This is a genomic window from Synechococcus sp. CS-205 (genome assembly GCF_025128255.1).
Lineage (GTDB): Bacteria > Cyanobacteriota > Cyanobacteriia > PCC-6307 > Cyanobiaceae > Regnicoccus_A.
Window position 1 is genome coordinate 1 of the sequence record NZ_JAHLZB010000038.1, and the last position, 22,920, is coordinate 22,920.

General features: G+C 66.1%; 20 protein-coding genes. 10 read left to right on the forward strand and 10 right to left on the reverse strand.

Translation table 11 applies throughout. From position 1 onward, the window contains the following. Nucleotides 1–258 precede the first annotated feature (258 nt). A complete protein-coding gene (locus KQ297_RS09420) occupies nucleotides 259–1,422 on the forward strand; it encodes a phytanoyl-CoA dioxygenase family protein (protein WP_259739194.1) in 1,164 nt (387 codons plus the stop codon). A gap of 75 nt (nucleotides 1,423–1,497) precedes the next feature. On the opposite strand, the gene KQ297_RS09425 is transcribed toward KQ297_RS09420, so the two are convergent. The 4 genes from KQ297_RS09425 to acpP all read right to left on the reverse strand — a co-directional run bounded on the left by KQ297_RS09425 (nucleotide 1,498) and on the right by acpP (nucleotide 6,210). Continuing rightward, nucleotides 1,498–2,598: a glycosyltransferase family 2 protein gene (locus KQ297_RS09425; protein ID WP_259739195.1), complete on the reverse strand. Its 1,101-nt coding sequence runs from the start codon at nucleotides 2,596–2,598 to the stop codon at nucleotides 1,498–1,500. Nucleotides 2,599–2,633: 35 nt separating this feature from the next. Next, a complete protein-coding gene (tkt, locus tag KQ297_RS09430) occupies nucleotides 2,634–4,646 on the reverse strand; it encodes a transketolase (protein WP_259739196.1) in 2,013 nt (670 codons plus the stop codon). Between the two features lie 65 nt (nucleotides 4,647–4,711). Next, nucleotides 4,712–5,959, reverse strand: a complete 1,248-nt coding sequence (fabF, locus tag KQ297_RS09435) for a beta-ketoacyl-ACP synthase II (RefSeq protein WP_259739197.1) — start codon at nucleotides 5,957–5,959, stop codon at nucleotides 4,712–4,714. 8 nt (nucleotides 5,960–5,967) lie between these two features. Next, nucleotides 5,968–6,210, reverse strand: a complete 243-nt coding sequence (gene acpP / locus KQ297_RS09440; RefSeq protein WP_259739198.1) for an acyl carrier protein — start codon at nucleotides 6,208–6,210, stop codon at nucleotides 5,968–5,970. Between the two features lie 149 nt (nucleotides 6,211–6,359). Between acpP and psaC the strand changes: the two genes are divergently transcribed. The 4 genes from psaC (at nucleotide 6,360) to KQ297_RS09460 (ending at nucleotide 11,081) form a co-directional block, all read left to right on the forward strand. Then, entirely contained in the window at nucleotides 6,360–6,605 is a 246-nt protein-coding gene (psaC, locus tag KQ297_RS09445) for a photosystem I iron-sulfur center protein PsaC (protein ID WP_011934551.1), read from the forward strand. A gap of 148 nt (nucleotides 6,606–6,753) precedes the next feature. After that, nucleotides 6,754–8,679, forward strand: coding sequence for a glutamine--fructose-6-phosphate transaminase (isomerizing) (glmS, locus tag KQ297_RS09450; RefSeq protein ID WP_259739199.1), 1,926 nt, complete (start codon nucleotides 6,754–6,756; stop codon nucleotides 8,677–8,679). 29 nt (nucleotides 8,680–8,708) lie between these two features. Continuing rightward, a complete protein-coding gene (locus tag KQ297_RS09455) occupies nucleotides 8,709–9,971 on the forward strand; it encodes a hemolysin family protein (RefSeq protein ID WP_185466519.1) in 1,263 nt (420 codons plus the stop codon). Nucleotides 9,972–10,073: 102 nt separating this feature from the next. Continuing rightward, nucleotides 10,074–11,081, forward strand: a complete 1,008-nt coding sequence (locus KQ297_RS09460) for a Gfo/Idh/MocA family protein (protein WP_259739200.1) — start codon at nucleotides 10,074–10,076, stop codon at nucleotides 11,079–11,081. Here KQ297_RS09460 and KQ297_RS09465 read toward each other — a convergent pair. Continuing rightward, the gene (locus KQ297_RS09465; protein ID WP_259739201.1) at nucleotides 11,042–14,356 is read right to left on the reverse strand and encodes a glycoside hydrolase family 15 protein; all 3,315 of its coding nucleotides are present in this window, start codon (nucleotides 14,354–14,356) and stop codon (nucleotides 11,042–11,044) included. The genes KQ297_RS09460 and KQ297_RS09465 overlap by 40 nt on opposite strands. Nucleotides 14,357–14,450: 94 nt before the next feature. Here KQ297_RS09465 and KQ297_RS09470 point away from each other — a divergent pair, with 94 nt between their 5' ends. Continuing rightward, nucleotides 14,451–15,182 carry a WecB/TagA/CpsF family glycosyltransferase gene (locus tag KQ297_RS09470; RefSeq protein ID WP_259739202.1) on the forward strand — a complete coding sequence of 244 codons (732 nt, stop codon included), beginning with the start codon at nucleotides 14,451–14,453 and terminating at the stop codon, nucleotides 15,180–15,182. Nucleotides 15,183–15,207: 25 nt separating this feature from the next. Here the strand turns inward: KQ297_RS09470 and KQ297_RS09475 are convergent, their stop codons facing one another. Together KQ297_RS09475 and tgt are read right to left on the reverse strand one after the other, a co-directional pair. Further along, on the reverse strand, nucleotides 15,208–15,360 hold the full coding sequence (locus tag KQ297_RS09475) for a photosystem II reaction center protein K (RefSeq protein ID WP_185466528.1): 153 nt from the start codon (nucleotides 15,358–15,360) through the stop codon (nucleotides 15,208–15,210). A gap of 34 nt (nucleotides 15,361–15,394) precedes the next feature. Next, the gene (gene tgt, locus KQ297_RS09480; RefSeq protein WP_259739203.1) at nucleotides 15,395–16,540 is read right to left on the reverse strand and encodes a tRNA guanosine(34) transglycosylase Tgt; all 1,146 of its coding nucleotides are present in this window, start codon (nucleotides 16,538–16,540) and stop codon (nucleotides 15,395–15,397) included. Nucleotides 16,541–16,593: 53 nt separating this feature from the next. Here tgt and cobS point away from each other — a divergent pair, with 53 nt between their 5' ends. After that, complete coding sequence (cobS, locus tag KQ297_RS09485; RefSeq protein WP_259739204.1) at nucleotides 16,594–17,373, forward strand: adenosylcobinamide-GDP ribazoletransferase; 780 nt, start codon at nucleotides 16,594–16,596, stop codon at nucleotides 17,371–17,373. Here the strand turns inward: cobS and KQ297_RS09490 are convergent. Then, nucleotides 17,370–18,485, reverse strand: coding sequence for a sensor histidine kinase KdpD (locus KQ297_RS09490; protein WP_259739205.1), 1,116 nt, complete (start codon nucleotides 18,483–18,485; stop codon nucleotides 17,370–17,372). The two genes, cobS and KQ297_RS09490, sit on opposite strands and share 4 nt — an antisense overlap. A gap of 402 nt (nucleotides 18,486–18,887) precedes the next feature. Between KQ297_RS09490 and KQ297_RS09495 the strand changes: the two genes are divergently transcribed. Then, on the forward strand, nucleotides 18,888–19,259 hold the full coding sequence (locus KQ297_RS09495) for a DUF3155 domain-containing protein (protein WP_185466536.1): 372 nt from the start codon (nucleotides 18,888–18,890) through the stop codon (nucleotides 19,257–19,259). A gap of 65 nt (nucleotides 19,260–19,324) precedes the next feature. Here the strand turns inward: KQ297_RS09495 and KQ297_RS09500 are convergent, their stop codons facing one another. Next, entirely contained in the window at nucleotides 19,325–19,930 is a 606-nt protein-coding gene (locus KQ297_RS09500; RefSeq protein WP_259739206.1) for an alpha/beta hydrolase, read from the reverse strand. A gap of 127 nt (nucleotides 19,931–20,057) precedes the next feature. Between KQ297_RS09500 and purH the strand changes: the two genes are divergently transcribed. Next, nucleotides 20,058–21,590, forward strand: coding sequence for a bifunctional phosphoribosylaminoimidazolecarboxamide formyltransferase/IMP cyclohydrolase (gene purH, locus KQ297_RS09505; protein WP_259739207.1), 1,533 nt, complete (start codon nucleotides 20,058–20,060; stop codon nucleotides 21,588–21,590). A 79-nt stretch (nucleotides 21,591–21,669) separates the two neighbouring features. Then, nucleotides 21,670–22,128 carry a DUF4079 domain-containing protein gene (locus KQ297_RS09510; protein WP_259739208.1) on the forward strand — a complete coding sequence of 153 codons (459 nt, stop codon included), beginning with the start codon at nucleotides 21,670–21,672 and terminating at the stop codon, nucleotides 22,126–22,128. Between the two features lie 34 nt (nucleotides 22,129–22,162). On the opposite strand, the gene KQ297_RS09515 is transcribed toward KQ297_RS09510, so the two are convergent. Then, entirely contained in the window at nucleotides 22,163–22,783 is a 621-nt protein-coding gene (locus tag KQ297_RS09515; RefSeq protein ID WP_259739256.1) for a DUF1997 domain-containing protein, read from the reverse strand. Between the last annotated feature and the right edge of the window lie 137 nt (nucleotides 22,784–22,920).

Here is a 22,920-nt window from a genome sequence, read left to right on the forward strand (position 1 = left end):
CATGAACCTGCTGCGGCGCGGCGGCTACCGCTCGATCCGACGGGGGCTCCGGGAACTGGCTTACGACATCAGAGGGATGCTGGCGTTGGGCGGGGTTCAGCTCGCGGGAGCGAGGTTGGAGTGACTTTCAGGCAACCCTGCCTGGGGCCTGTTGCGGCGAGCCTTTCTCATTCTCCTGGAAGAACCTTTTTTCTAGGGAAGGCAGCAAGAAAGTGGGCTACTATTGCCTCAGTGTTATCTCTCCTGCTCTCGTTTTCAATGCCGCACCTGCGTTATGGCCAAAAAAGCCATCATGGCTTTATTGAGGCAATATTTGAGCCGGTCAGCTCGCCTCTGGTCATCACTCTGACGGCCATGGATAGACAAAGGAGGGAAAAGTCATTTAGTCTTACCGTTGAGTCAGAGTTCAATGGGCATGTCTTCTTCAACAGTTACTATTTAGACGATGGAGGCCATAGGCTGACAATGGCAGTCAATGAATCAAGAACAGGAAATACTTGCACGCTTACCAAGCAGGTCTGCGTCAAGAATGGGGCGTCCGGGTTGGCGCAGTCGCTCCGAGGCGAATTCAGGGGCGCGGAGGGGCGGGCACTTGTTGCTAACAGGCTTGATTCGTCATATTTTCTTCCACTTTCTGACTCCTTTCAAGAGGCTAATTATCCTTTAAGTCATCGGCAGGAAGCACGCCCTCGGGTGTTGAGCTCCCAGCAGATAGCCGACTACGACAGCAATGGCTACATCCAGCTTGAGGGTGTTTTTAGCAGGCGAAGCATGGAGGCTGCCCGCCAGTCCCTTCGCAAAGTCTCTGCATCTGAAAGCCATGGCTTCATGCGGGGAAGCAGTAATCGCATCGTCAACTTGCATCAATCTTTTGATGCGCTTAAGGCGATCTACGCATCCAAGTTAATCTATGACATTGTCAGCGACCTGTTTGGCTGCCAGGCGTTCCCTTGTCAAAGCCTAACCTTTATCAACGGATCAACGCAGGACGCCCATCAAGATACAGTTCACCTGACGCCCTTCCCCAGGGGGCTCATGTGCGGAATCTGGATTGCTTTGGAGGATGTCATCCCTGGCTCTGGAGAATTATTCTATTATCCAGGATCGCACCATCTTCCTGCAGTTCTGTGCAGGTCTCATGGCGTCCCTAAAGTCGATTCTGAGATAGGCGACTACAGAGAGTTCGGGGAAGTCTATACGCCGGCAATCCAAAATCTGCTTGCCGAAAATTCCCATCTACAGCCACAGACTTTTTTGCCCAAGGCTGGTGATGTCTTGATCTGGCAGGAAAACCTCATCCATGGCGGATCTCGGCGCCAAACCAAAGATCAGACTCGTATGAGCATGGTCATCCATGCGTTTGCAGAGCCCGCCCTCGTCTATTATGATTCCACGGGAATCAGCGGGAAAAGAGATATTTAGATGCCACAAGGGGCCTCGGGCGTGGCTGTGCGCATCAGCTTGCAGGTGAATGCCTGAATGCTTCTGGCTGGGCTTCTACGGCGTGTTCCACACGAATCGCGAAGACGCCGCGTAATTCCAGACAAACACCACGAGGATGCCGGCCAGTTGAGCCAGGAAAGTATTACGGGAGACCAGGTTGTAGAAGCTGGAGGCCACACCCACATTGGCCAGGACCGGCAGGGAGGCCACCAGCAGGAACTTGAGCAGGCCCTTCAGCAGCGCCGTTCCCTGCTGCCGCTGGAAGCGGAAGGTGAGGGCATTGTTGATCAGATAGTTGGAGCTCGCGGCCACCACCACCGCGATCGGCAGGGCCTGTTTGAAGGCCAGCCCCGTTCCGCCCATCAATGCCTGTACCGCCAGCATCTGAACCGCCACACCGCTGAGCCCCACAAGGGCGAAGCTGATGGCGCGCCGGGGAATCGAGCGCAGCAGAAGGGTGTGCAGGATCGAGACCCCCAGATCCCAGACGATCGCCAGATCCAGCTTGGAATCCCCAGCCACCCGGGCCTGGAAGCGCAGGGGAATTTCACTCACCCGCAGGGACCCGCGGCAGATCGAGAGCAGCTCGTAGAGAAACTTGAACCCATTCACATCCACCCGTCGCACATAGGGCAACGCGGCATCGGGCCGGAGGGCAAAGAAGCCGCTCATGTAGTCGGTCAGCCTGCGGTAGCTGGGCAAGCTAAAGCGGGCGATCGTGTTCGCCCAGGTGGAGTTGCGGGTGCGTTTCACACTCAGGCCATGAATGGCGGCGTCGGGGTGGAAGCGGCTGCCCACCACAAGATCGCTTCCCGTGCTCAGCAGGGTCTCCACCGCTGCCTCCACGGCGGCCGGCTCGTGCTGGCCGTCGCAGTCCATCACCACGATCACATCGCCTGTGGCATCGAGAATGCCTTCCTTGATGGCACTGGCGAGGCCAGCGCGCCCCACCCGGCGGATCAGATGCACTCCGGATTGGCCATGGGCCAGCTGCTTGATCAGATCAGCTGTGCCATCCGCCGAGTCATCGTCGACAAAGAGGACTTCGAGATCGAAGCGCTGCTGCAGCGGCAGCAGTTCCTCCAGGATCCTGCCGACGTTCTGCCGTTCGTTGTAGGTCGGCAGAACGATCGACAGGCGTTCCGGTGCGCTCATCGCCCCTTGGGCCAGGGTGGCTGACGGGATGCGGCTCAGAGCGCCTTGGCCTTGGCGACCACGTTCTCCACGGTGAAACCGAACTTCTCCAGGCAGACAGCGCCAGGAGCCGAAGCGCCGAAACGGTCGACGGAAACGGTGTCACCGTCGAGGCCGACGTACTTGTGCCAGCCGAAGGACCCGGAGGCCTCCACCACCAGACGCTTGCGCACCGCAGCCGGCAGCACCGACTCGCGGTAGGCGGGATCCTGCTCTTCGAACAGCTCCACGCAGGGCATCGAGACCACACGCACGTTGTGGCCTTCGCTGCTCAACACCTTCGCAGCTTTGACGCAGAGATCCAGTTCGGTGCCGGAGCCGATCAGAATCAGGTCGGGGCTGCCGTTGCTGTCTTCGAGGATGTAACCACCCTTGGCCACATGCTCGGGAGCGGAGTTGGGCTGGTTCACCATCGCCTGGCGGCTGAGGGCCAGCACTGTGGGCCGTTTGCGGTTGGTCACGGCCACCTGGTAGGCGCCACTGGTTTCGTTGCCATCGCCAGGGCGGATCACCAGCAGGTTGGGGATCGAGCGCAGCGAAGCCAGAGTTTCCACAGGCTGGTGGGTGGGGCCGTCTTCACCGAGGCCGATCGAGTCGTGGGTGAGCACGTAGATCACACCCAGCTCGGAGAGGGCCGAGAGGCGCATGGCGCCCACCATGTAGCCGGCGAACACCAGGAAGGTGCCTCCGTAGGGGATCAGGCCGCTGTCGTGATAAGCGATGCCATTGAGAACCGCCGCCATGGCGTGCTCGCGCACCCCGAAGTGCAGGTAGCGGTTGGCTTCGCTGCCCTTCTGAAAACTCTTCTCGCCCTTGATGTCGGTGAGGTTGGAGTGGGTGAGGTCGGCGGAGCCGCCGATCAGCTCAGGCAGGTCGGGGCCGATCGCATTGAGCACGTTGTAGGAGTACTGGCGGGTGGCCAGGCCCTTGTCCTCGGGGGTGAAGCGGGGCAGATTCCGGTCCCAGCCCTCGGGCAGCTCACCGCGCAGCATCCGCTCGAATTCAGCCGCTTCGGCAGGGTGCTGGCTGCGGTAGGCGGCCAGGCTGTTGTTCCACTCGGCTTCCAGTGCCGCACCGCGCTCACGCGCCTTGCGCCAATGCTCATAGGCCTCCTCGGGCACCTCGAACGGTCCGTAGCTCCAACCCAGCGACTTACGGGTGAGATCGGCTTCCTCGGCGCCCAGGGCCGCGCCGTGCACACCGGCGGTGTCGGCTTTGTTGGGGGAGCCGTAGCCGATGGTGGTGGTGACCTTGATCAGGCTGGGCCTGTCGGTGACGGCCTTCGCCGCCTCGATCGCCCTCCCGATCGCCTCGATGTCGGTGTTGCCATCGGCCACGTGCTGCACGTGCCAGCCGTAGGCCTCATAGCGCTTGAGCACATCCTCGGTGAACGACACCTTGGTGTTGCCGTCGATCGTGATGTGGTTGTCGTCGTAGAGGGCGATCAGCTTGCCCAGACCCAGGTGGCCGGCCAGGGAGGCGGCTTCCCCGGAGATGCCCTCCTGGTGGCAGCCGTCGCCCATGATCACGTAGGTGTGGTGATCGACCAGGGAGACGTCGGGGCGGTTGAATTTCGCGGCCAGATGGGCCTCGGCGATCGCCAGACCAACCGCGTTGGAGATCCCCTGGCCCAGGGGCCCGGTGGTGACTTCAACCCCGGGGGTTTCGAAGGTTTCGGGGTGGCCGGGAGTCTTGGAGCCCCACTGGCGGAACTGCTGGATGTCCTCGATCGAGACGCTGTCGTACCCGCTCAGGTGCAGCAGCGCATAGAGCAGCATGCAGCCGTGGCCGGCGGACAGCACGAAGCGGTCGCGGTTGAACCACTTGGGGTTGGCCGGGTTGTGGCGCAGGTGCTTGTCCCACAGGGCATAGGCCATCGGTGCCGCGCCCATCGGCAGGCCGGGGTGCCCCGAGTTGGACTTGTTGATCGCGTCGATCGCCAGGAAGCGAATGCTGTTGACGCAGAGGTTGTCGACGGACAGGGTGTCCACTGTGGGGGCGGCGACCATGGTTTGGGAAAGGGGTTGGGAGAGTGAGGCGTTCCGGGCGGCGGATGGCTGGTGGTACCAGGCCCTCAGCGCATCCGACGGAAAGCGAGGCAGACGTTGTGACCGCCAAACCCGAACGAATTCGAGAGCACGACGTTCAGTTTCTGTTCCCGTGCCTGATTGGGCACGACATCCAGATCACAGGCCGGATCCGGATTTTGGTAATTGATGGTAGGTGGTACGAGGTTGTGGCCTATCGCCAGGACGGCGGCCACCGCCTCGATTCCGCCGCTCCCTCCCAGCAGGTGGCCGGTCATCGACTTGGTGGAACTGACGGGGATGCGATGGGCGTGCTCGCCCAGGGCCGCCTTGATCGCCGCAGTTTCGTTGCTGTCGTTGGCCTGGGTGCTGGTGCCGTGGGCATTGACGTAGTCGACTTGCTCGGGTTCCAGTCCCGCATCGACCATCGCCAGCCGCATCGCTTCGGCGCCGCCGAGGCCCCCTGGGGTTGGTGATGTGATGTGGTGGGCGTCGCAGGTCATGCCGTAGCCCACCACCTCGGCCAGGATCTCGACGCCGCGGGCGCTGGCGTTCTCCAGGCTTTCCAGCACAAGAATCCCTGAGCCCTCGCCGATCACGAAGCCATTGCGCTCCGCATCGAAGGGGCGGCTGGCGGTGGCGGGGTCGTCGTTGCGAAAGGACAGAGCCTTGGCACTGGCGAAGCCCGCGACCCCAAGGGGTGTGATCGCCGATTCGGCTCCACCGCAGACCATGGCGTCGGCCAGGCCGAGCTGAATCAGGCGGAAGGCATCGCCGATGGCGTTGGATCCCGCTGCACAGGCGGTGGCCACCGCGCTGCTGGGACCCTTGGCACCGAGGGCGATGGCGGTCAGCCCGGCCGCCATGTTCGGGATCATCATCGGAACGCAGAACGGGCTGACCCGGTCAGGACCCCGTTCGGCGAGCACATGGGCCTGGCTTTCCATCATCAGCAGACCGCCCACGCCGGAGCCAATGGCCACACCGATGCGGTGCTGGGTGCTCTCGTCGAAGACAAGCTGCGCCTGGTTCACCGCCTGCTTGGAGGCCACCACACCGAACTGGCAGAAACGGTCCCAGCGCTTGGTCTCCTTGCGATCCAGCATTCCGCTCGGATCGAAATTCTTCACTTCGGCCGCGAACCTGCAGGCATGCCGTGAGGCATCGAAGAGGGTGATCGGTGCCACCCCGTTTCTGCCGAGCCGTAACCCCTCCCAGTACTGGGAGACGTCGTTGCCGATCGGTGTGACCGCGCCGAGGCCCGTGACCACGACACGGCGGAGACCCTCCACCATCGACACCCTCAGGCCTGCTTGTCCAGGATGTACTTCACGGCGTCACCCACAGTGGTGATTCCTTCGCCCGACTCGTCGGGGATCTCGATGTCGAAGGCCTCTTCCAGGGCCATGACCAGTTCCACCGTGTCGAGCGAGTCGGCACCCAGATCATTCTGGAAGTTCGACTCGGGCTTCACTTCAGCGGCATCGACGCTGAGCTGCTCGGCAACGATCGAACGGACTTTCTCGAAGATCGCTTCCTGTGACATGGCCGGTGTGTGGGAGGCCGCATCCTACGGGTCCGCCCTGAGCCGACCCCCGGCCCGTATGAAAAAGGATGACGGCATGGGGCCCGTGCCGGTGGGCTCCCGAACCGTTTGAGTACTTTGACCGGACGCCGTTCGCTTTCCGGCCGGGCATGTCCCATTCCGTCAAGATCTACGACACCTGCATCGGCTGCACCCAGTGCGTCCGTGCCTGCCCTCTCGATGTGCTCGAGATGGTTCCCTGGGACGGCTGCAAAGCTGGCCAGATCGCCTCATCGCCCAGAACCGAAGACTGTGTGGGTTGCAAGCGCTGCGAAACCGCTTGTCCCACCGATTTCCTCAGCATCCGTGTCTATCTCGGAGATGAAACCACCCGGAGCATGGGTCTGGCCTACTGAGGCCATCCCCCTGCTTCTCACCCTGAGCCCGGCCCTGCCGGGCTTTTTCATGGGTCAACCTCTGGCTCAGGCCTTCCGCTGCAGTGCCAGCAGGGTTTGCGGGCGGGCGTTGATCCTTTAGAAACAGCCGAAGTCCGGCCCCTCAGCCATGTGCGGCATCGTTGCGGTCATCGGCTCCCGTGAGGCGGCCCCCCTGCTGCTGGAAGGTCTGCGCCAGCTCGAGTATCGCGGCTACGACTCCGCGGGCATCGCCACCGTCCAGGCGCCTGGCGCCGGCAGCGGCATGTCATCCGGTCACCTCACCTGCCTGAGGGCCGAAGGCAAGCTCATCAACCTCACAGCCCGCTACGACGCGCTGGGAGCCCTGGGCCACTGCGGCATCGGCCACACCCGCTGGGCCACCCACGGCAAGCCGGAGGAGCGAAACGCCCACCCCCATCTCGATGGCAGCGGCAGCCTCGCCGTGGTTCAGAACGGCATCATCGAGAACCACCGCCCCCTGCGTGAGGCGCTGCAGTCGGAGGGGGTTCAGTTCCGCTCGGACACCGACACCGAGGTGATTCCCCACCTGATCGCCCGCCGGCTGAGGGAGTTGCGCCAGGCCGGGGCTGAGGCCTCGCCCCAGCTGCTGCTCCAGGCGGTGCAGGAGGTGCTTCCACAGCTGCACGGGGCCTATGCCCTGGCCGTGATCTGGGCGGAGATCCCCGGAGCGGTGGTGGTGGCCCGCCGTCAGGCGCCGCTGGTGATCGGTCTGGGCGAGGGGGAATTCCTCTGCGCCAGTGATACTCCTGCCCTGGCGGGCTTCACGCGCACCATCCTTCCTCTTGAAGATGGCGAAACGGCCCTGCTCACTCCCCTGGGCATTGAGCTCTACGGAGCACAAGGCGAGCGGGTGCAGCGCTCCCCCAGCTTGCTGCAGGGCACCGAGCACGTGGCGGACAAGCGCAGCTTCCGCCATTTCATGCACAAGGAGATTCATGAGCAGCCCGAGACGGCCGCGCTCTGGGTCGCCAGGCATCTGCCCACCCAGTCGATCGGCGCCCCCGGCACCCCTTCCCTGGTGGCCCTGCCTCTGCAGGATCAGCTGTTCGAGGGGGTGGAGCGGATCCAGATTCTGGCCTGCGGCACCAGCCGCCATGCGGCCCTCGTGGGGGCCTACCTGCTGGAGCAGCTGGCCGGTCTGCCCACGGCGGTGCATTACGCCAGCGAATTCCGCTATGCGCCGCCGCCCCTGGTGCCCCACACCCTCACCATCGGTGTGACCCAGTCGGGCGAGACCGCCGATACTCTCGCGGCGCTGCAGATGGAGCAGCAGCGGCGGGAGCTGATCGCCGATCCGGCTTTCGCCCCGAGGTTGCTGGGAATCACCAACCGGCAGGAAAGCTCCCTCGGTCGGCTGGTGCCCCACCTGCTGGACATCGGCGCCGGAATCGAGGTGGGCGTTGCCGCCACCAAGACCTTCCTCGGCCAGCTGCTCGCCTTCTACGGCCTGGCCCTGTCCTTCGCCGAGCGCCGCTCCAGCCGCTCCCCCGCGCAGTTGCTCGAGCTCGTGGCCGGACTGCGGGCCCTTCCTGCCCAGCTGCAGACGCTGCTCGAGGAGCAGGATCTGCTCTGCGCCGAGCTGGCCCACCAGTTTGCCGACACCCAGGATGTGATCTTCCTGGGACGGGGCATCAACGTCCCGATCGCCCTCGAAGGCGCCCTGAAGCTCAAGGAGATCAGTTACATCCACGCGGAGGGCTATCCGGCCGGTGAGATGAAGCACGGACCCATCGCCCTGCTCGACGCACGGGTGCCTGTGGTGTCGATCGCAGTGCCAGGCAGCGTGTTCGACAAGGTGCTCTCCAATGCCCAGGAGGCCAAGGCCCGGGATGCGCGGCTGATCGGCGTGGCTCCCCGGGGACCCGACACGGAGATCTTCGATGTGCTGCTGCCGGTGCCGGAGGTGGATGAACTGCTCAGCCCTCTGTTGACGGTGATTCCGATGCAGTTGCTGAGTTATCACATTGCCGCCCACCGTGGCCTCGATGTGGATCAGCCCCGCAATCTGGCCAAGAGCGTCACCGTGGAGTGAACCTCAACCCGCTCGCTGTTCTCCTTCCGATGCGCCTGCTCGTTCTGCTGGTGGCCCTGCTGGCGTTGCTGGCCTTTTTTGCGGCCAGCGAGTTCGCCCTGATTCACCTGCGCCCCAGCCGGGTCAAGGTGCTCGCCGCCGATGGCCACCCCGGTGCTCTGTCGGTGGAGCGACTGCAGCAGCGCCTGCGGCGGGTGCTGGTCGCCACCCAGCTGGGGGCGGCCCTGGCCCTGGTGGCCCTCGGCTGGGCCGGTCGCGGCCTGGCGGTGCGGTTCGATCCGATGGCGGAGCGCCTCTGGGTCGATGTGCTGGTGTTCCTGGCTCTGGTGGCCCTGGCCACAGTGCTGGGCGGTGTGGCCCCCAAGGCCTGGGTGCTCCACCGACCGGAGCGATCGGCCCTGCAGCTGGCGCCGCTGCTGGAGTGGGTGATCCGCACCCTCTTCCCCCTGCTGGTTCTGGTGGAGCGCTGTGCCAATGGCCTGTTGCGTCTCCTGGGCCTGCCCCGCAACTGGGACGAGCTTGTGCCCGCCCTCTCCGCCGGCGAGCTGGAAACGCTGATCGAATCGAACAGCGTCACCGGCCTGCTGCCGGATGAACGCAGCATCCTCGAAGGGGTCTTCTCCCTGCGGGACACCCAGGTGCGTGAGGTGATGGTGCCCCGCTCCGGCATGGTCACCCTTCCCCTTGAGGTGACCTTCGCCGAGATGATGGAAGCTGTGCACGCCACTGCCCACGCCCGCTTCCCCGTCATCGGCCAGTCGCTCGATGATGTGAGGGGCGTGCTCGACCTGCGCCGTCTGGCCGAGCCGATCGCCCATGGGCTGCTGCAGGGCGATACGCCTCTGGCCCCCTACATCACACCGGTGGCACGGGTACAGGAAACCGTGTCCCTGGCGGTGCTGCTGCCGTTGATTCGCAGTGGTCAGCCCCTTCTGGTGGTGGTGGATGAACACGGCGGCACCGAAGGTCTGGTCACCGTGGCCGATCTCACCAGCGAGATTGTCGGCGATGAGGACGATCTGGTCACGACCCGCCAGAACCTGCAGCGGCTTCAGGACGACACCTGGCTGGTGGCAGGGGATCTGGAAATTTTCGAGCTCAACCGCCAGCTGGACCTCTCCCTGCCGGAGGCCGACGGCCACCACACCCTGGCCGGCTTCATGCTCGAGCGGTTGCAGCACATTCCCGCACCCGGCGAGAGCCTGCGCTGGAAAGGGCATCAGTTCGAGATCAGCGCCATGGACGGCCCCCGCATCGAGCGGGTTCAGATCACCCGACGCGGCTCCGACTAGGACGGCTCAGCCTCCGGGCTGGAGCCGCCGGAGCGGGTGATCATTGATAATGCCTGCACTGGAGCGGCGGGAGTTCACGTTGGCGGGTGTGCTGGTGCGGCGATGAGCAGCGATCCCATCACCCCGGTCAAGGTGGGGGTCATCGGCATCGGCAACATGGGCTGGCACCACGCCAGGGTCCTGAGTCTGCTCAGGGATGCCGAGCTGGTGGGAGTGGCCGATCCAGATCAGCGCCGCGGCCAGCTGGCCGTTGAGCAGTTCGGTTGCCGCTGGTTTGAGAACTTCGACGACCTGCTCCCCGAGGTGGAGGCGGTCTGCATCGCCGTACCCACCCTGCTGCACCACCGGGTGGGCATGGCCTGCCTCCAGGCCGGGCTGCACGTGCTGATCGAGAAGCCGATCGCCGCCAGCCGGGAGGAGGCCAGCGAACTGATCCAGGCCGCCGAACAGGCCAGCCGACAGCTTCAGGTGGGCCATATCGAGCGCTTCAACCCCGCCTTCCGCGAGCTGCTCAAGGTGGTGGCGAACGAGGAGGTGGTGGTGCTCGAAGCGCGCCGTCACAGCCCCCATGCCGATCGCGCCAACGACGTGTCGGTGGTGCTTGACCTGATGATTCACGACATCGACCTGGTGCTCGAACTCGCCGGTGCTCCGGTGGTGCGGCTCGCGGCGGCGGGCGGCCGCAGCGCGGAAGGCCCGATTGATTATGTCAATGCCACCCTCGGCTTCAGCAATGGTGTGGTCGCCAGCCTCACGGCCAGCAAGATGGCCCACCGCAAGATCCGCAGCCTCAGCGCCCACTGTCGCGCCAGCCTGGTGGAAACCGACTTCCTCAACCGCCGGCTCCATGTCCATCGCCGCGCCCATGAGTGGGTGTCGGCCGACCATGGCGAGCTGCTCTACCGCAACGACGGTTTCATCGAAGAGGTGAGCACCACCTCGATCGAGCCGCTCTATGCCGAGCTGGAGCATTTTCTGCTCTGCCTGCGCGGCCGGGAAGTGCCCGCCGTCGATGGGCAGCAGGCCTCCAGGGCACTGATGCTGGCCAACCTGATCGAGCTGGCGGTGGATCAGCCCTCGCTCTGCATGGCCCTCGACGCACCGATCTGAGCCCCGACCTCCACGGTCTCCACGGTTTCGGTGAGGTCACGCAGGGCCATGATCTGCCAGCGGCGGCAGCTGGCCGGTGAGGAGGTGTAGAAGAGATCCCAGGCTGCAGCTTTGTGCTTGGCGTAGTCCTCGCCGGCCAGTTCAGGGTGTGACAGCTGCCAGCCCACCCGCACCGCGTGGCCGATCACCACGTCAAGGGCCAGGTAGTCGTCGAAGCGCACCTGGGGGTTGGCCCCCACGAACACGACGAGGGAGAGGAGGGTCTCGGTGCAGAGCTGGCGGTATTCCGGCGCCTCGATCTTGCTGAGCAGGTGATCCACCAGGGCCGCGAAGTTGCGCTCCCCTGGCGTCTTCTCCGAGAGCAGGGGCTCGCTTTCCAGGCGGTTGCGTCGCTCCAGCTTGTCGCCGATCACCAGGCCGCGGCAATGGTGCAGCAGGTCCCAGATGCCGGCGTAGAAATCGCGCGGTACCCGCTGCAGGGCCCCCAGGCGCTGGCGGTGCTGCATCCAGCCACAGCCACTTCCCAGCGGCAGGTCGTCGAGGGGATCGGGCACCTCCCAGAGCACGCGCCCGCTCAGGTGGAGCTGTTCCTTGCGGCGCAGGGCCTCGCGGGCATGATCCACATCCTTCAGCACCGAGCGCAGGCGCCGCCGGATGGCGTGGGGCGGCAGATCACAGAGCGCTTCGAAGGCAGCGTCGGCGGTGAGATCCAGTTCAGCCGCCAGTTCACCGGTGAGCAGAAGCAGCAGTTGTCCCAGCTGGATCGTCAGACTGCCGCTGAGCAAGGTCGGCTCCGAGCGGGCCAGGCCGTCGAGGGCCAGCAGCAGTTCCTGCTGCAGCATCCACTCCCGGCCGTCCTCTCCGCTGAAGCGGCGGATCATGGCGCCGATCATCGCGCTGCCCTGGGGTTGGCTGATCAGCGACTCGTGGGTGTAGTTGCGGCCCACCGCCAGCTGTTTCTGGCGCACCAGAAGATCGGTGAGAGCGTCTTCCAGCTGGGGATGCACCAGTTGCATCAGGCCGGCGCAGCGCCGCACCACGTTCCAGTCGCCTTCCACCAGGCCCCGGCGGTAGATCTCCTCCACCAACGCCTGAAGCTTCAGCGGCCCTGCGCTCTCTGGACCCTGCAGGATCGCGCTCTGGCCCAGCCGCTGGACCAGCTGTTCCAGCACCTCCGCCTGCTCGGGCAGGGAGGTGCTGCGCCAGAGCAGATCCGCCAGAGCGGGAATGGCAATGTCCTCGAGTTCCTGTTCCTGCTGGATCGTCAGCGGCTTCTGGCTGGTGCTGCTGTGCAGCACCGGGGCCGCCGGCTGGCTGAGCCTCGGCGGGGCATGTCCCGGGGGTGGTGGCAGCTCTTCCCAGCAGACCTGATCGATCAGGCCCTCGAGGCGATCAAGCTGAACCGGGACTCCTTCCACCGTTCCGCTGCCCAGGGTTTCACCCAGGCGGATCAGGGCGGCGGGATCCCGTTGGAACGGGCTGGCGGCCAGGGGGATCATCAGCAGGGGCAGGCCATCGCCCCGCCATTGCCGCTGCAGCAGCCGCAGTTCACTGGTCACCGCGTCGACCAGTTGCTCCGGGTCGTCCGCCAGGTAGAAGGTTCCCTCTTCCAGCACCGAAGGCAGAAAGGCCATCACCTCCTCGCCGCTGCCATCCGGCCCTCTGCCGGCGGGGCTGCGGTACAGCAGGGCTGTGGCCATGGTCTCCATCCGCACCGGCGGGTAGCCACTCAGACCGAGCCTGGTGTTGGCGCCCACCGAAGCCATGCGGTGTCCAAGCTCCCTGGAGCTGGCCACCCGCAACGGGCCGTGCGGATCGGTCACCGGCAGACCCGCCTGTTCCAGTGCCGCGGCGATGGCATCGTTTTCAGGCACGAGGGCAACGAGCACCCGCTCGGCCCCGAGGGCAGCCGGCAGGCGCCGGCCGCAAGGATCGATGTCCTCCGGGCTGAGCAGACCGTTGAGCAGCAGATCTCCCAGCCAGGTCAGACTCTGGGTCCAGAGCAGGGGCACGTTCTCATTGGCGATCCTCGCCTGTGTGCCGGGATGGCGCCGCTCCGCTTCGATGGCATCGGCCGGCACCAGGTAGAGCTCGGGCAGCTCGGGCACGCCATCGACCTCCACGCTCACCGCTTCCAGGCGCCGCCGCCAGTGCCAGGCCTCGCCCCAGCGTTCCTCACAGCAGGCCGTGACCAGCTCATAGGCGAAGAACAGGGGCCATTCACATTCGATGCCCTCGAACTGAGCCAGTTCCTCGGGCTCGTAGTGCAGGCGTTCGTGGTCCTCCACCAGGGTCTGGTGCCCGTCGCGACGAAAACGCTTGTAGCCGTAGGCGCCGCCCAGGTCACGGCGGATCTTGCGGCGTGTGCGCTCCACCAGCTCGGGGTCCTCCACGGCCCAGGCGGGGTAGCCGATCACCGAGAGACAGGCGCTGTCCACCTCCTTGCTGGCCGACTCCCGCGGCAGCAGGGCCTTGAGGGCCCGCCGCAGCCGCACGATCGCCGGGTGGGGGATGTGCAGGCAGCAGCTGCCGTCACCGTGGGGGCCGTAGAGGTCGAGGCCCTCGAGGGCCTCCAGGGCCGCCTTGACCAGGCCGATGGAGCTGGCGTTGCGTTCCGGTTCACCATGGTTGCCTTTGTCGCCCCGCTCCCAGATGCCGTAATCGGCAATGCGATAGGCCCGGGCCACGTAGTAGACGAGGTTCTGCAGGAAATCCCGCTCATGGCTGCTCTGCACCACCACCAGCCCCGCCCGGGTCAGCTGGGCCAGCTGAAGCAGGTAGAGGGCCGTGGCGTCGAGCTGGAGGTGTCCCCAGCCGTCATCGGGCACCACCGGATTGCCCGTGCTGGTGTCGAATTTGGCGTGGATGGCGTCGAGCCGGTCGAGGCTGTGCTTGAAGCGCTCCACCTTCGCGGCCTGGCGCAGCATGGCCGTGAGCAGGCCACGCATCAGTTGCAGCACCCGCTGGTTCAGCTCATGGCCGCGGGTGCACGGGCCATTCAGGCGGCGGTGAGCCTGGGCCAGACCCCAGACGCACTGAATCGAGTAGACGCAATCACGCACCCAGGCATCGCCGTAGTTGCCGTGCACCGTGTTGGCGGTGCTGGCCGGAAGCAGTCCGCTGATCGGGTGCTGACGCGCCAGCACCACCCGCTCGATCTGCTCATCGAGATGGTGAAGAAGATTACGGGCGTCCTCGTCGCTGAGCTGGCGCGGTCCCAGCTGCTCCCGCAGGGGTGGCTCCACGCTTGCGTCGCTCGTCCACTCGCTGGTCATCGTCGGCCTGGCTGCGAGGTTGATGGAGGAATCTGCGCTGCAGATGGGTACTCTCCCTAGATTCTCCCCTGCGGTCCGATCGGACCTGGCCGTGATGGTGACCGAAACTCAGGCTCCCGGGGGACTGCGCTCAAAGGTGCTCGGTCTTCCGGTTGACGTCTGCAGGGATGTGGCCGATGCCGCCTTGGCGCTCCATTCCCGCGGCGGCGGTCAGATCGTCACCCTCAACGCCGAGATGACGATGGCGGCGCTGGAAGATCCCGCCCTCGGGGATGTGATTCGTGCCGCCGAACTGGTCATCCCCGATGGTGCCGGGGTGGTCTGGGCCTTGGGGCGGCAGGGACATCGGGTGAGACGCAGCCCCGGCATCGAGCTGGCCGATCGGCTGCTGGTGGAGGCGGCCGAGCGGGGTTGGCGGGTGGCCCTGGTGGGGGCGTCTCCGGCGGTGATGGAGCGCCTGCGGGAGCGCCTGCTGCAGCGGCTGCCGGCACTCAGGCTCGTTGCCACGGTCCACGGTTATCAGCCCGCTGAGGCCTGGGCGGGGCTGGAGGAGGCGCTGCAGGCCAGCCAGCCGGATCTGGTGCTGGCTGCGCTGGGAGTCCCCCGCCAGGAGACCTGGATCCAGCGGCTGCATCAGGGCCAGGGCGGGCTCTGGATGGGGGTGGGCGGCAGCTTCGACGTCTGGGCCGGAACAAAAAAAAGAGCTCCCAGCTGGATGGGAGCCCTGCAGATCGAATGGTTGTACCGCCTAATCCAGGAACCCAGCCGCTGGCGGCGGATGCTGGCACTGCCGGCTTTCGCCTGGGCGGTGCTGCGGGGAGGCTGAGATTCGGAGGTTTGGCTTCAGAGGCTCAGCGGAAGCCGACCGAGGCCTGCCAGACGAAGGCCAGCAGCAGGAAGAACAGGGGGATGATCGGCAGGACATCGACCAGGGGACCGAAGGCCTGGTAGGCCTCAGGCAGCTCGGCCAGGGTGATGGCGGTGATCAGTGTGGAGAAGACCATCCCTGAAGGGCAATATCGTTCGTTGGGCTGGACGCTACCACGTGTGAGCGGCAGGGGAGCCGGGCTCCCAGGGAGTGAAATCCTCTGCAAAGCAGCCGTCGGTGATCGCCCTGCCCATGGCCGAGCTGAAACGAATCAGCTGGGTGAGATTGTGCAGACTCAGCAGGATCCGGCCCAGCATTTCACCGTTGCGGATCAGGTGGTGCAGGTAGGCCCGGCTGTGACCTGCGCAGGCCTCACAGGCACAGCTTGGATCGAGTGGGCTGTGGTCGTGGCGGAAGCGGGCGTTGCGCAGGTTCCAGCGTTCGCCCGCCACCAGGGCGGTGCCGTGCCGGCCCAGACGGGTGGGCAACACACAGTCGAAGAGGTCGACGCCCTGAGCCACGGCGATGGCCATCTCCCGCAGGCTGCCGACCCCCATCAGGTACCGGGGGCGATCCCTGGGCAGCAGCGGAGCCACCTGACGCACGATCCGGTGCATCGCTTCCACGGGTTCCCCCACGCTCACACCGCCGATGGCGATGCCGGGCAGATCCATGGCGCTCACCGTCCGCGCCGCCTGCTCGCGCAGGTCGGGGTAGGTGCCTCCCTGAACGATGCCGAACAGGGCCTGGTCGCTGCGTGTATGGCTGGCCATGCAGCGCTCGAGCCAGGAGTGAGTGCGCCGGCAGGCCTCGGCCACATCGTTTTCGCTGGCGGGATAGGGCGGACACTGATCGAAGGCCATGGCCACGTCAGCCCCGAGCGCCATCTGGATCTGCATCGAACGCTCGGGTGTGAGGCTGATGCGTGAGCCGTCCCTCGGCGAGCGGAACACCACCCCCTCGTCGCTGATGGTGTTGATATCCCCGAGGCTGAACACCTGGAATCCACCCGAATCGGTCAGCAGAGGCCCTTGCCAGCCCATGAACCGATGCAGCCCACCCGCTTCGGCCACGATGGCCTCACCCGGCTGGAGGTGCAGGTGATAGGTGTTGGCCAGCACCATCTGGGCGCCGGTGGCCGCCAACTGGGCCGGTGTCACCCCCTTGACGGTGCCGAGTGTGCCCACCGGCATGAAGCGCGGCGTGTTGATGAAGCCGTGGGGGGTGTGAAACAGACCGCAGCGGGCCTGGGTTCTGGGGCAGTGGGCGGTGGTTTCGAACCGAAAAGGGCTGGCCGCTGTGGTGGAGCGGGTCACGGCGGCGGGAACGGTTCGGCAACGAAGCTAGAGGGTGCTCAGGGAGAGGGCCGATGAGACCTCTGGCGGCGCCCCCCTGGCTGCGTGATCTGGCCGGGGCCTGGATCTTCTACACCGTGTTGCCTGCCTGGCCCAGGCCCCAGCCACGCTTCGAGCGGATTGCCCGATTCGCCCCCTGGATCGGTCTCTTGCAGGGCTTGCTGCAGGGTCTGCTCTGGTGCTGGGCGGAACCCTGGTTACCGTCCGGCGCGCGGGTGGCCCTGGTGCTGGCCCTGGGCCTCTGGCTCACGGGCGGGATCCATGCCGATGGGGCGATGGACACGGCAGATGGCCTGGCCGCCGGCGAGCGGGCCCTCGAGGCGATGGACGACAGCCGGATCGGGGCCAGCGGGGTGCTGGCGCTGGTGCAGGTGCTGTTGCTGCGCGGGGCGGCGCTGCTCACCATGGCGGAGCTCAACCTCGGCCCCCTGGTGGCTCTCGCCCTTGTCTGGGCTGGAGTGTGGGGCCGCATCGCTCCGTTGCTGGCGATGGAGCGTTTCCCCTACCTGCGCCCGGCCGGCACGGCCGCCTACCACAAGCGGCACTGGCTTGGCCTCGGTCGAGAGCTCAGGCCATCGCTGCTGTTGCTGGTGCCCCTCACCCTGGTGGGGGCGTCGATGGGTTGGCCCTGGCAAGGCTGGCTGGGCCTCCTGCCGGCATGGCTGGTGCCCCACCGACTGGGCCGTCGCCTGGGGGGGCACAGCGGTGACACCTACGGCGCCTGCGTGGAGTGGGTGGAGACCCTGACACTGTTGCTGCTTGCCCTGACCGTGCTCGTGGCTGGGGTCGGCTAGGCGCTGGGGGGCAGCTCAAGCAGGAAGGCGTTCCCGGAGTCGGGCAGCTCGCTGGCGACGAGGCTCGGGGGACAGAGCAGGCTGAGCTCCCCGCCGAGGCTGCGGGCCAGATCCCTGGCCAGGGCCAGACCCAGGCCACTCCCGGGCAGGGCCTTGCCCCGCTCCCCCCGGATGCCCCGCGCGAAGATGGTCTCCCGTTCTTCTGGAGCGATCGCCACACCGTCGTCCCAGACCGTGAGACTGGGGCGGCCGTTCGGGGCCTGTGCGCTGTGCAGGCCCACGCTGCTGCCCTCGGGGCTGTAGCGGAAGGCATTCTCCAGCAGGTTGGCCAGAATTTCGGCCACTGCGGCGCTGTCGCCCCGCCAGCCGGGCAGGGAGTGTGGGCCCAGCCAGGGGCGTCCCTGCAGGGCAGCTGTGGCGGCGGCTCGCTGGAGCAGCGGTTCCACGCGCTCTCCCAACGGCGTGGCGTCGTCTGTCCTCAGGGACGGCGGCAGCAGCAGGGGGCCTGCCGCCAACAGCCCCGGTTGGATCGCGGCGGAATCCGTGAGCCCGTCGATCGCTTCGATGTAGCGGTGGAGCTGTTGCCCCTCCACCAGCAGGTTGTCGACCAGGGCCCTCTTCTCAGGATCTCCCTCCAGCCGTCGTTTGAGCAGCTGGGCGAAGGTGCGCAATGCGGCCAGTGGGTTGCGCATCTGGTGCACCAACAGGCGCAACTGCTGCTGTTGCCGCTCCAGCTGCTGGGCCAGTTGCTGGTGCTCCAGATCCAGGAGCAGCGCCTCCGTGAGGCCCTGGGCCACGGCCTGGAGGCGTGGATGCAGGCTGGGTGGCCACGTGGTCCCCGCCAGCTCGACCCTCAGGGCGCCCAGCAGGCTGCTCTGATGGCGGAGGGGGAGCCAGCGGCGCTGCTCGCTGGGAAGCAGGAGGCTCCGGTCCTCATCGACGGCCGGCAGGACCCTGCGTTGTTGAGGCCAGTGGCCCATGGGCACGAGGGCCGGTTTGCCGTCGTCGCGTGGAACCGCCAGGTACACCACCAGGCTGCGGACGTCGCTGCGGTCAGAAAACTGCTCAAGCTGCAACTGCAGCAGGGTCAGAAAACGCGGCGACACCTGCATCGGGGACTGGCCGGGGGAGGCTGCGAAAAAAGTTCCGGGAACCGTGGTTGAAATCCGAGAATTAGCCTTAAGATTTACGTATCGACCACTACTTCGCGGTCCGCGAGCGGAACACCAGGAGGATGGGCGGTCGCATCGGTTGCACTTTCCTGCAAACGAGGCTACAGCAGAGGGAGACCCGTTCCTCCTCTGTTCGGAGGCCCTCCTGGGGTGCCTCCGGGCTGCTTCCTGTCTGGCGATTCTTGGTGCAGCTGGCCGCAGCAGCCCCAGGACTTCCGCTCCCGGTAGCCAGATGTCTGGACGTGCCTGCGCTTCCCTCTGAAGCGCTCAGTCGGTCTGTCTCGTCCAACGAGACCGGCCATCCTTCCCATCCCTCTCCATCTCCCCCTCGGGAGTTGTTTCATGTCCAAGAAGCGCAAGCGGATCAGTCGCCGTCGTCTCGCCGGTCAGCGCGTGCTCGCCCACGTGCCCACCCATCACCTCGAAACCGGACAGCACAAGCCGGTCACCGCGGCTCGCCGCTACATCGCCGAAACCGGCCTTGAGGCGCCCGCCCTGCTCAACGTCCGCCGCAACGAGCACACCACCGATCGCTTCTTCTGGGGTGAGAAGGGCCTGTTCAGCGCCCAGTACGCCGAGGAGAACCACTTCCTCTTCCCCTCCCTCCGCCTGATCGTCGATCAGATCGGTGAAGACAGCCTCTTCGCCGGCCTCGAAGCCAACGGCTCCGACGACTGGGAGGAGATGGAAGAGTACGAGTACGCCTTCGTCTGAGCCTTCCGCTCCCCCGACGGGACCCGATCAACCCCCGCGGATCCTGGGATTCGACGGGGGTTTGTTCATGTTGAGGGTGTTGGCCAGTGCTGCTCCATGAAGCGGCGCAGGGCAGGAAACAGGGCCGTGTCGATGGTGTGCTCCCCTGGAAATCCCAGCAGTTGGCTGTCCCCACCGGCGTTCCGCCAGAGGCGCTGCAGCTCCTCGCTGGCGGCATAGGGCACCATCGGGTCCGCGCGGCCATGGGTGAGCAGGATCGGAGGCAAGGGGGCGCGCGGGTTCCAGCCGGGATGGGGATAGCCGCTGCAGCAGATCACGCCGGCCACCGGCAGGTCGCTGGCCACATCCAGGGCCATGGCAGCTCCCTGGGAGAAGCCGAGCACAACGGTCCGCTCCAGGGGCAGGCTCTCCGCCAGGGCCTCGAGCCGCAGCTTCAGCTGCTGCCGTGCCCCCGCCAGTCCTGGCCACTCGGACTGCTGCAGGTCGTACCACTGGCGACCCACTCCACAGGGATGGGCTTCGGGGGCGCGCAGGCTCACAACCCCCGTGCGGCGGCCGGCCAGTTCCTCCCCCAGATCGAGCAGGTCATCGGCATCGGCGCCCCAGCCATGCAGCAACACCAACCGCTGCTCGGCGTCGGCGGGTCCGCGGATCAGAAGGTCGTCTGTCATGGAGCTGGGTCCTGGTTCAGGGGGTTCCGGCGGCAGGGCCGGAGCTGGGGCCATGGTGCTGGGTGCCCGGGGCCGTTGGGGTGAGGCCGCTGCGTAAGTTGTGGCCAGCACGCTCTCACGACACCCCATGGCCCCCACTGCCCTGCTGAGTGTGTCGGACAAGCAGGGCGTGGTGGAACTCGCCACGGCCCTGCACCACCGGCATGGCTACAGCCTCCTCTCCAGTGGTGGCACCGCCGCCGCCCTGGCTGCCGCCGGCCTGCCCGTGACCCGTGTGGCTGACCACACCGGAGCGCCCGAGATGCTCGGCGGACGGGTCAAGACCCTGCATCCACGGATCCACGGCGGCATCCTCGCCCGCCGGGAGGATCCGGCCCACAGGGCCGATCTTGAGGCCCAGGCGATCACCCCCATCGATGTGGTGGTGGTGAACCTCTATCCCTTTCGCGAAACGGTGGCTGATCCCTCCGTCACCTGGGACAAGGCGGTGGAGACGATCGACATCGGTGGTCCGGCCATGGTGCGGGCCGCCGCCAAGAACCACGCCGATGTGACGGTGCTCACCGATCCCGGCCAGTACGGCGACTTCCTCGCGGCCCTGGCGGCCGATCGGGTCGATGCCGGCCTGCGCCGCCGGCTCGCCCTGGAGGCGTTCCGCCACACCGCCAGCTACGACACTGCCATCAGTGCCTGGCTGGAGGAGCGGCTGGAGGCCCCACTGCGGCTGGAGTTGCCCTTGCGCCAGTCCCTGCGCTACGGCGAGAACCCTCACCAGCAGGCCGGCTGGTACAGCGAACCCGGAGTGGGCTGGGGCGGGGCCCGGCAGCTGCAGGGCAAGGAGCTCAGCTTCAACAATCTGCTCGATCTCGATGCCGCCCTGGCCACCGTCCGGGAGTTCGGCTATGGCGCCGATGTCCCACCAGCAGCTGTCGTGGTCAAGCACACCAACCCCTGCGGGGTGGCCGTGGGCAGTAGCGCCACCGAGGCTGTGCAGCGGGCCCTGGCGGCGGATTCCGTCTCGGCCTTCGGCGGCATCGTGGCCCTCAATACAGGGGTGGATGGGCCCAGCGCCGAGCAGCTCACCAGTCTGTTTCTGGAGTGTGTCGTGGCGCCTGGTTACAGCGAGGAGGCCCTGGCCCGTCTGGGGGCCAAGACCAACCTGAGGCTGCTGGAGCTGGCGCCTGAGGCCGCCGAGCGGGCACCCCGCCGCCAGTTACGGACGGTGCTGGGTGGCCTGCTGGCCCAGGACCTCGACGATTGTCCGGCCAGCGAAGCCGATTGGCAGATCGTCACCCAGCGGGCGCCCAGCCCGGCTGAGCTCGATGATCTGCGCTTCGCCTGGCGCCTGGTGCGTCATGTCCGCTCTAACGCGATCGTGGTCGCCCGTGGCGGGGTCAGCCTGGGGATCGGTGCCGGTCAGATGAACCGGGTGGGCTCCGCCCGGCTGGCCCTCGAGGCGGCCGGCGAGGGTAGCCGGGGGGCGGTGCTCGCCAGTGATGGCTTCTTCCCCTTCGGCGACACCGTGCGCCTGGCGGCGGCCCATGGCATCACCGCCGTGATCCAGCCGGGTGGCAGCCTGCGGGATGGGGAGTCGATCCAGGCCTGTGATCAGCTCGATCTGGCCATGGTCTGCACCGGCCGCCGTCACTTCCTGCACTGAGCCGACGCTTGGCTGTGCTGAACGGCGCGGGGAGGGGTTCGAGCAGTAGTTTCGCTGCCAACGGCCTCACCCCGTGACCATGCCCGACGCCCTCGCCTTCAACCTCAATTTCCTGCACCCCCTGTTGATGTGGGTGTTGCTGGCTCTTTCCGGCTATGCCCTGTTCCTGGGCATCAAGGCCAAGAAGACCCGCACCGCCGATCCGGAGCAGCGCAAGGAGCTGATCAAAGGCAAATTCGCTCAGCGGCACTTTCAGATCGGCTCGATCGTGCTGGCGGTGATGGTGCTGGGCAGCTTCGGCGGCATGGCCGTCACCTACATCAACAACGACAAGTTGTTCGTGAGCCCGCATCTGCTGGTGGGCATCGCCATGGTCAGCCTGATCGCCGTGGCTGCTTCCCTTTCTCCGCTGATGCTCAAGGGCAACCTGATCGCCCGCAAGGCGCATGTGGGCCTGAACATGACCCTGATGACCCTCTTCCTCTGGCAGGCGGTCACCGGCATGCAGATCCTCAACAAGATCTGGACCAACCGCTGAGGCCTGGTGCGGCTGAGGATCGCTCAGGCGGTCCTCAGAAGGGTGCCCGCCTGCGCGGCGGGCAGGTCAGCTCGTGGGTGGCGTGAAAGTCTTCCTGGACCTTCCAGGTGAGCTTGCGTGAGATCTGTCGCACGATCTGTCGCAGCAGATGGTCGCCGCTGGATTGCACCAGCTTGTCGGGAAGCAGACCGATCACCGCCGGCAGCCGGATCCAGACACAGAGGTCGAGTTCCCAGCGCACCTGGGTGAGAGAGCCCTCAGCGGCGCCGTCAAGGTCAGGATCCGCCTCTGCAGAGGCCTCCTCGAGCTGCAGGGAGGCATTGAATTCGACGTCGTAGATCTCCTGCAGGTTGACGTCGGGATCATTCAGCGCCGCTGTGACGATCCGGTAGACCCCTTCGCTCTGGGGCAGGAGCTCCAGGCCGATGGTGGGCTCCACCTCGAAACCGAAATTGCCGAAGCGCCCCAGGGTCAGGGCATAGCCATTTGGGCCGAGCGGTTGCACCGTCATCGGCGCCGCACAGCGTCGGAACCAGCCGTCGTGGTGATCCAGGTAGTCAGCCACGGTGCGGGAGGGCGCCCGCATCTCCATCACATCGGCGAAGCGGCTGCTGTAGCGGTTGACCCGGAGATCATCGCTGTGGCGCAGGGGCATACCTGCCGCAGGGGAGCCCTGGTCAGACTCGGGATCATGGGCAGGGGCCACAGCTGTCGAGGCGTCGCGGGACAGGGCGGTGCTCAAAACTGTTCGATCTCCTCGATGCCCGAGCGGGAACCCCGTGGTTGCGGGAG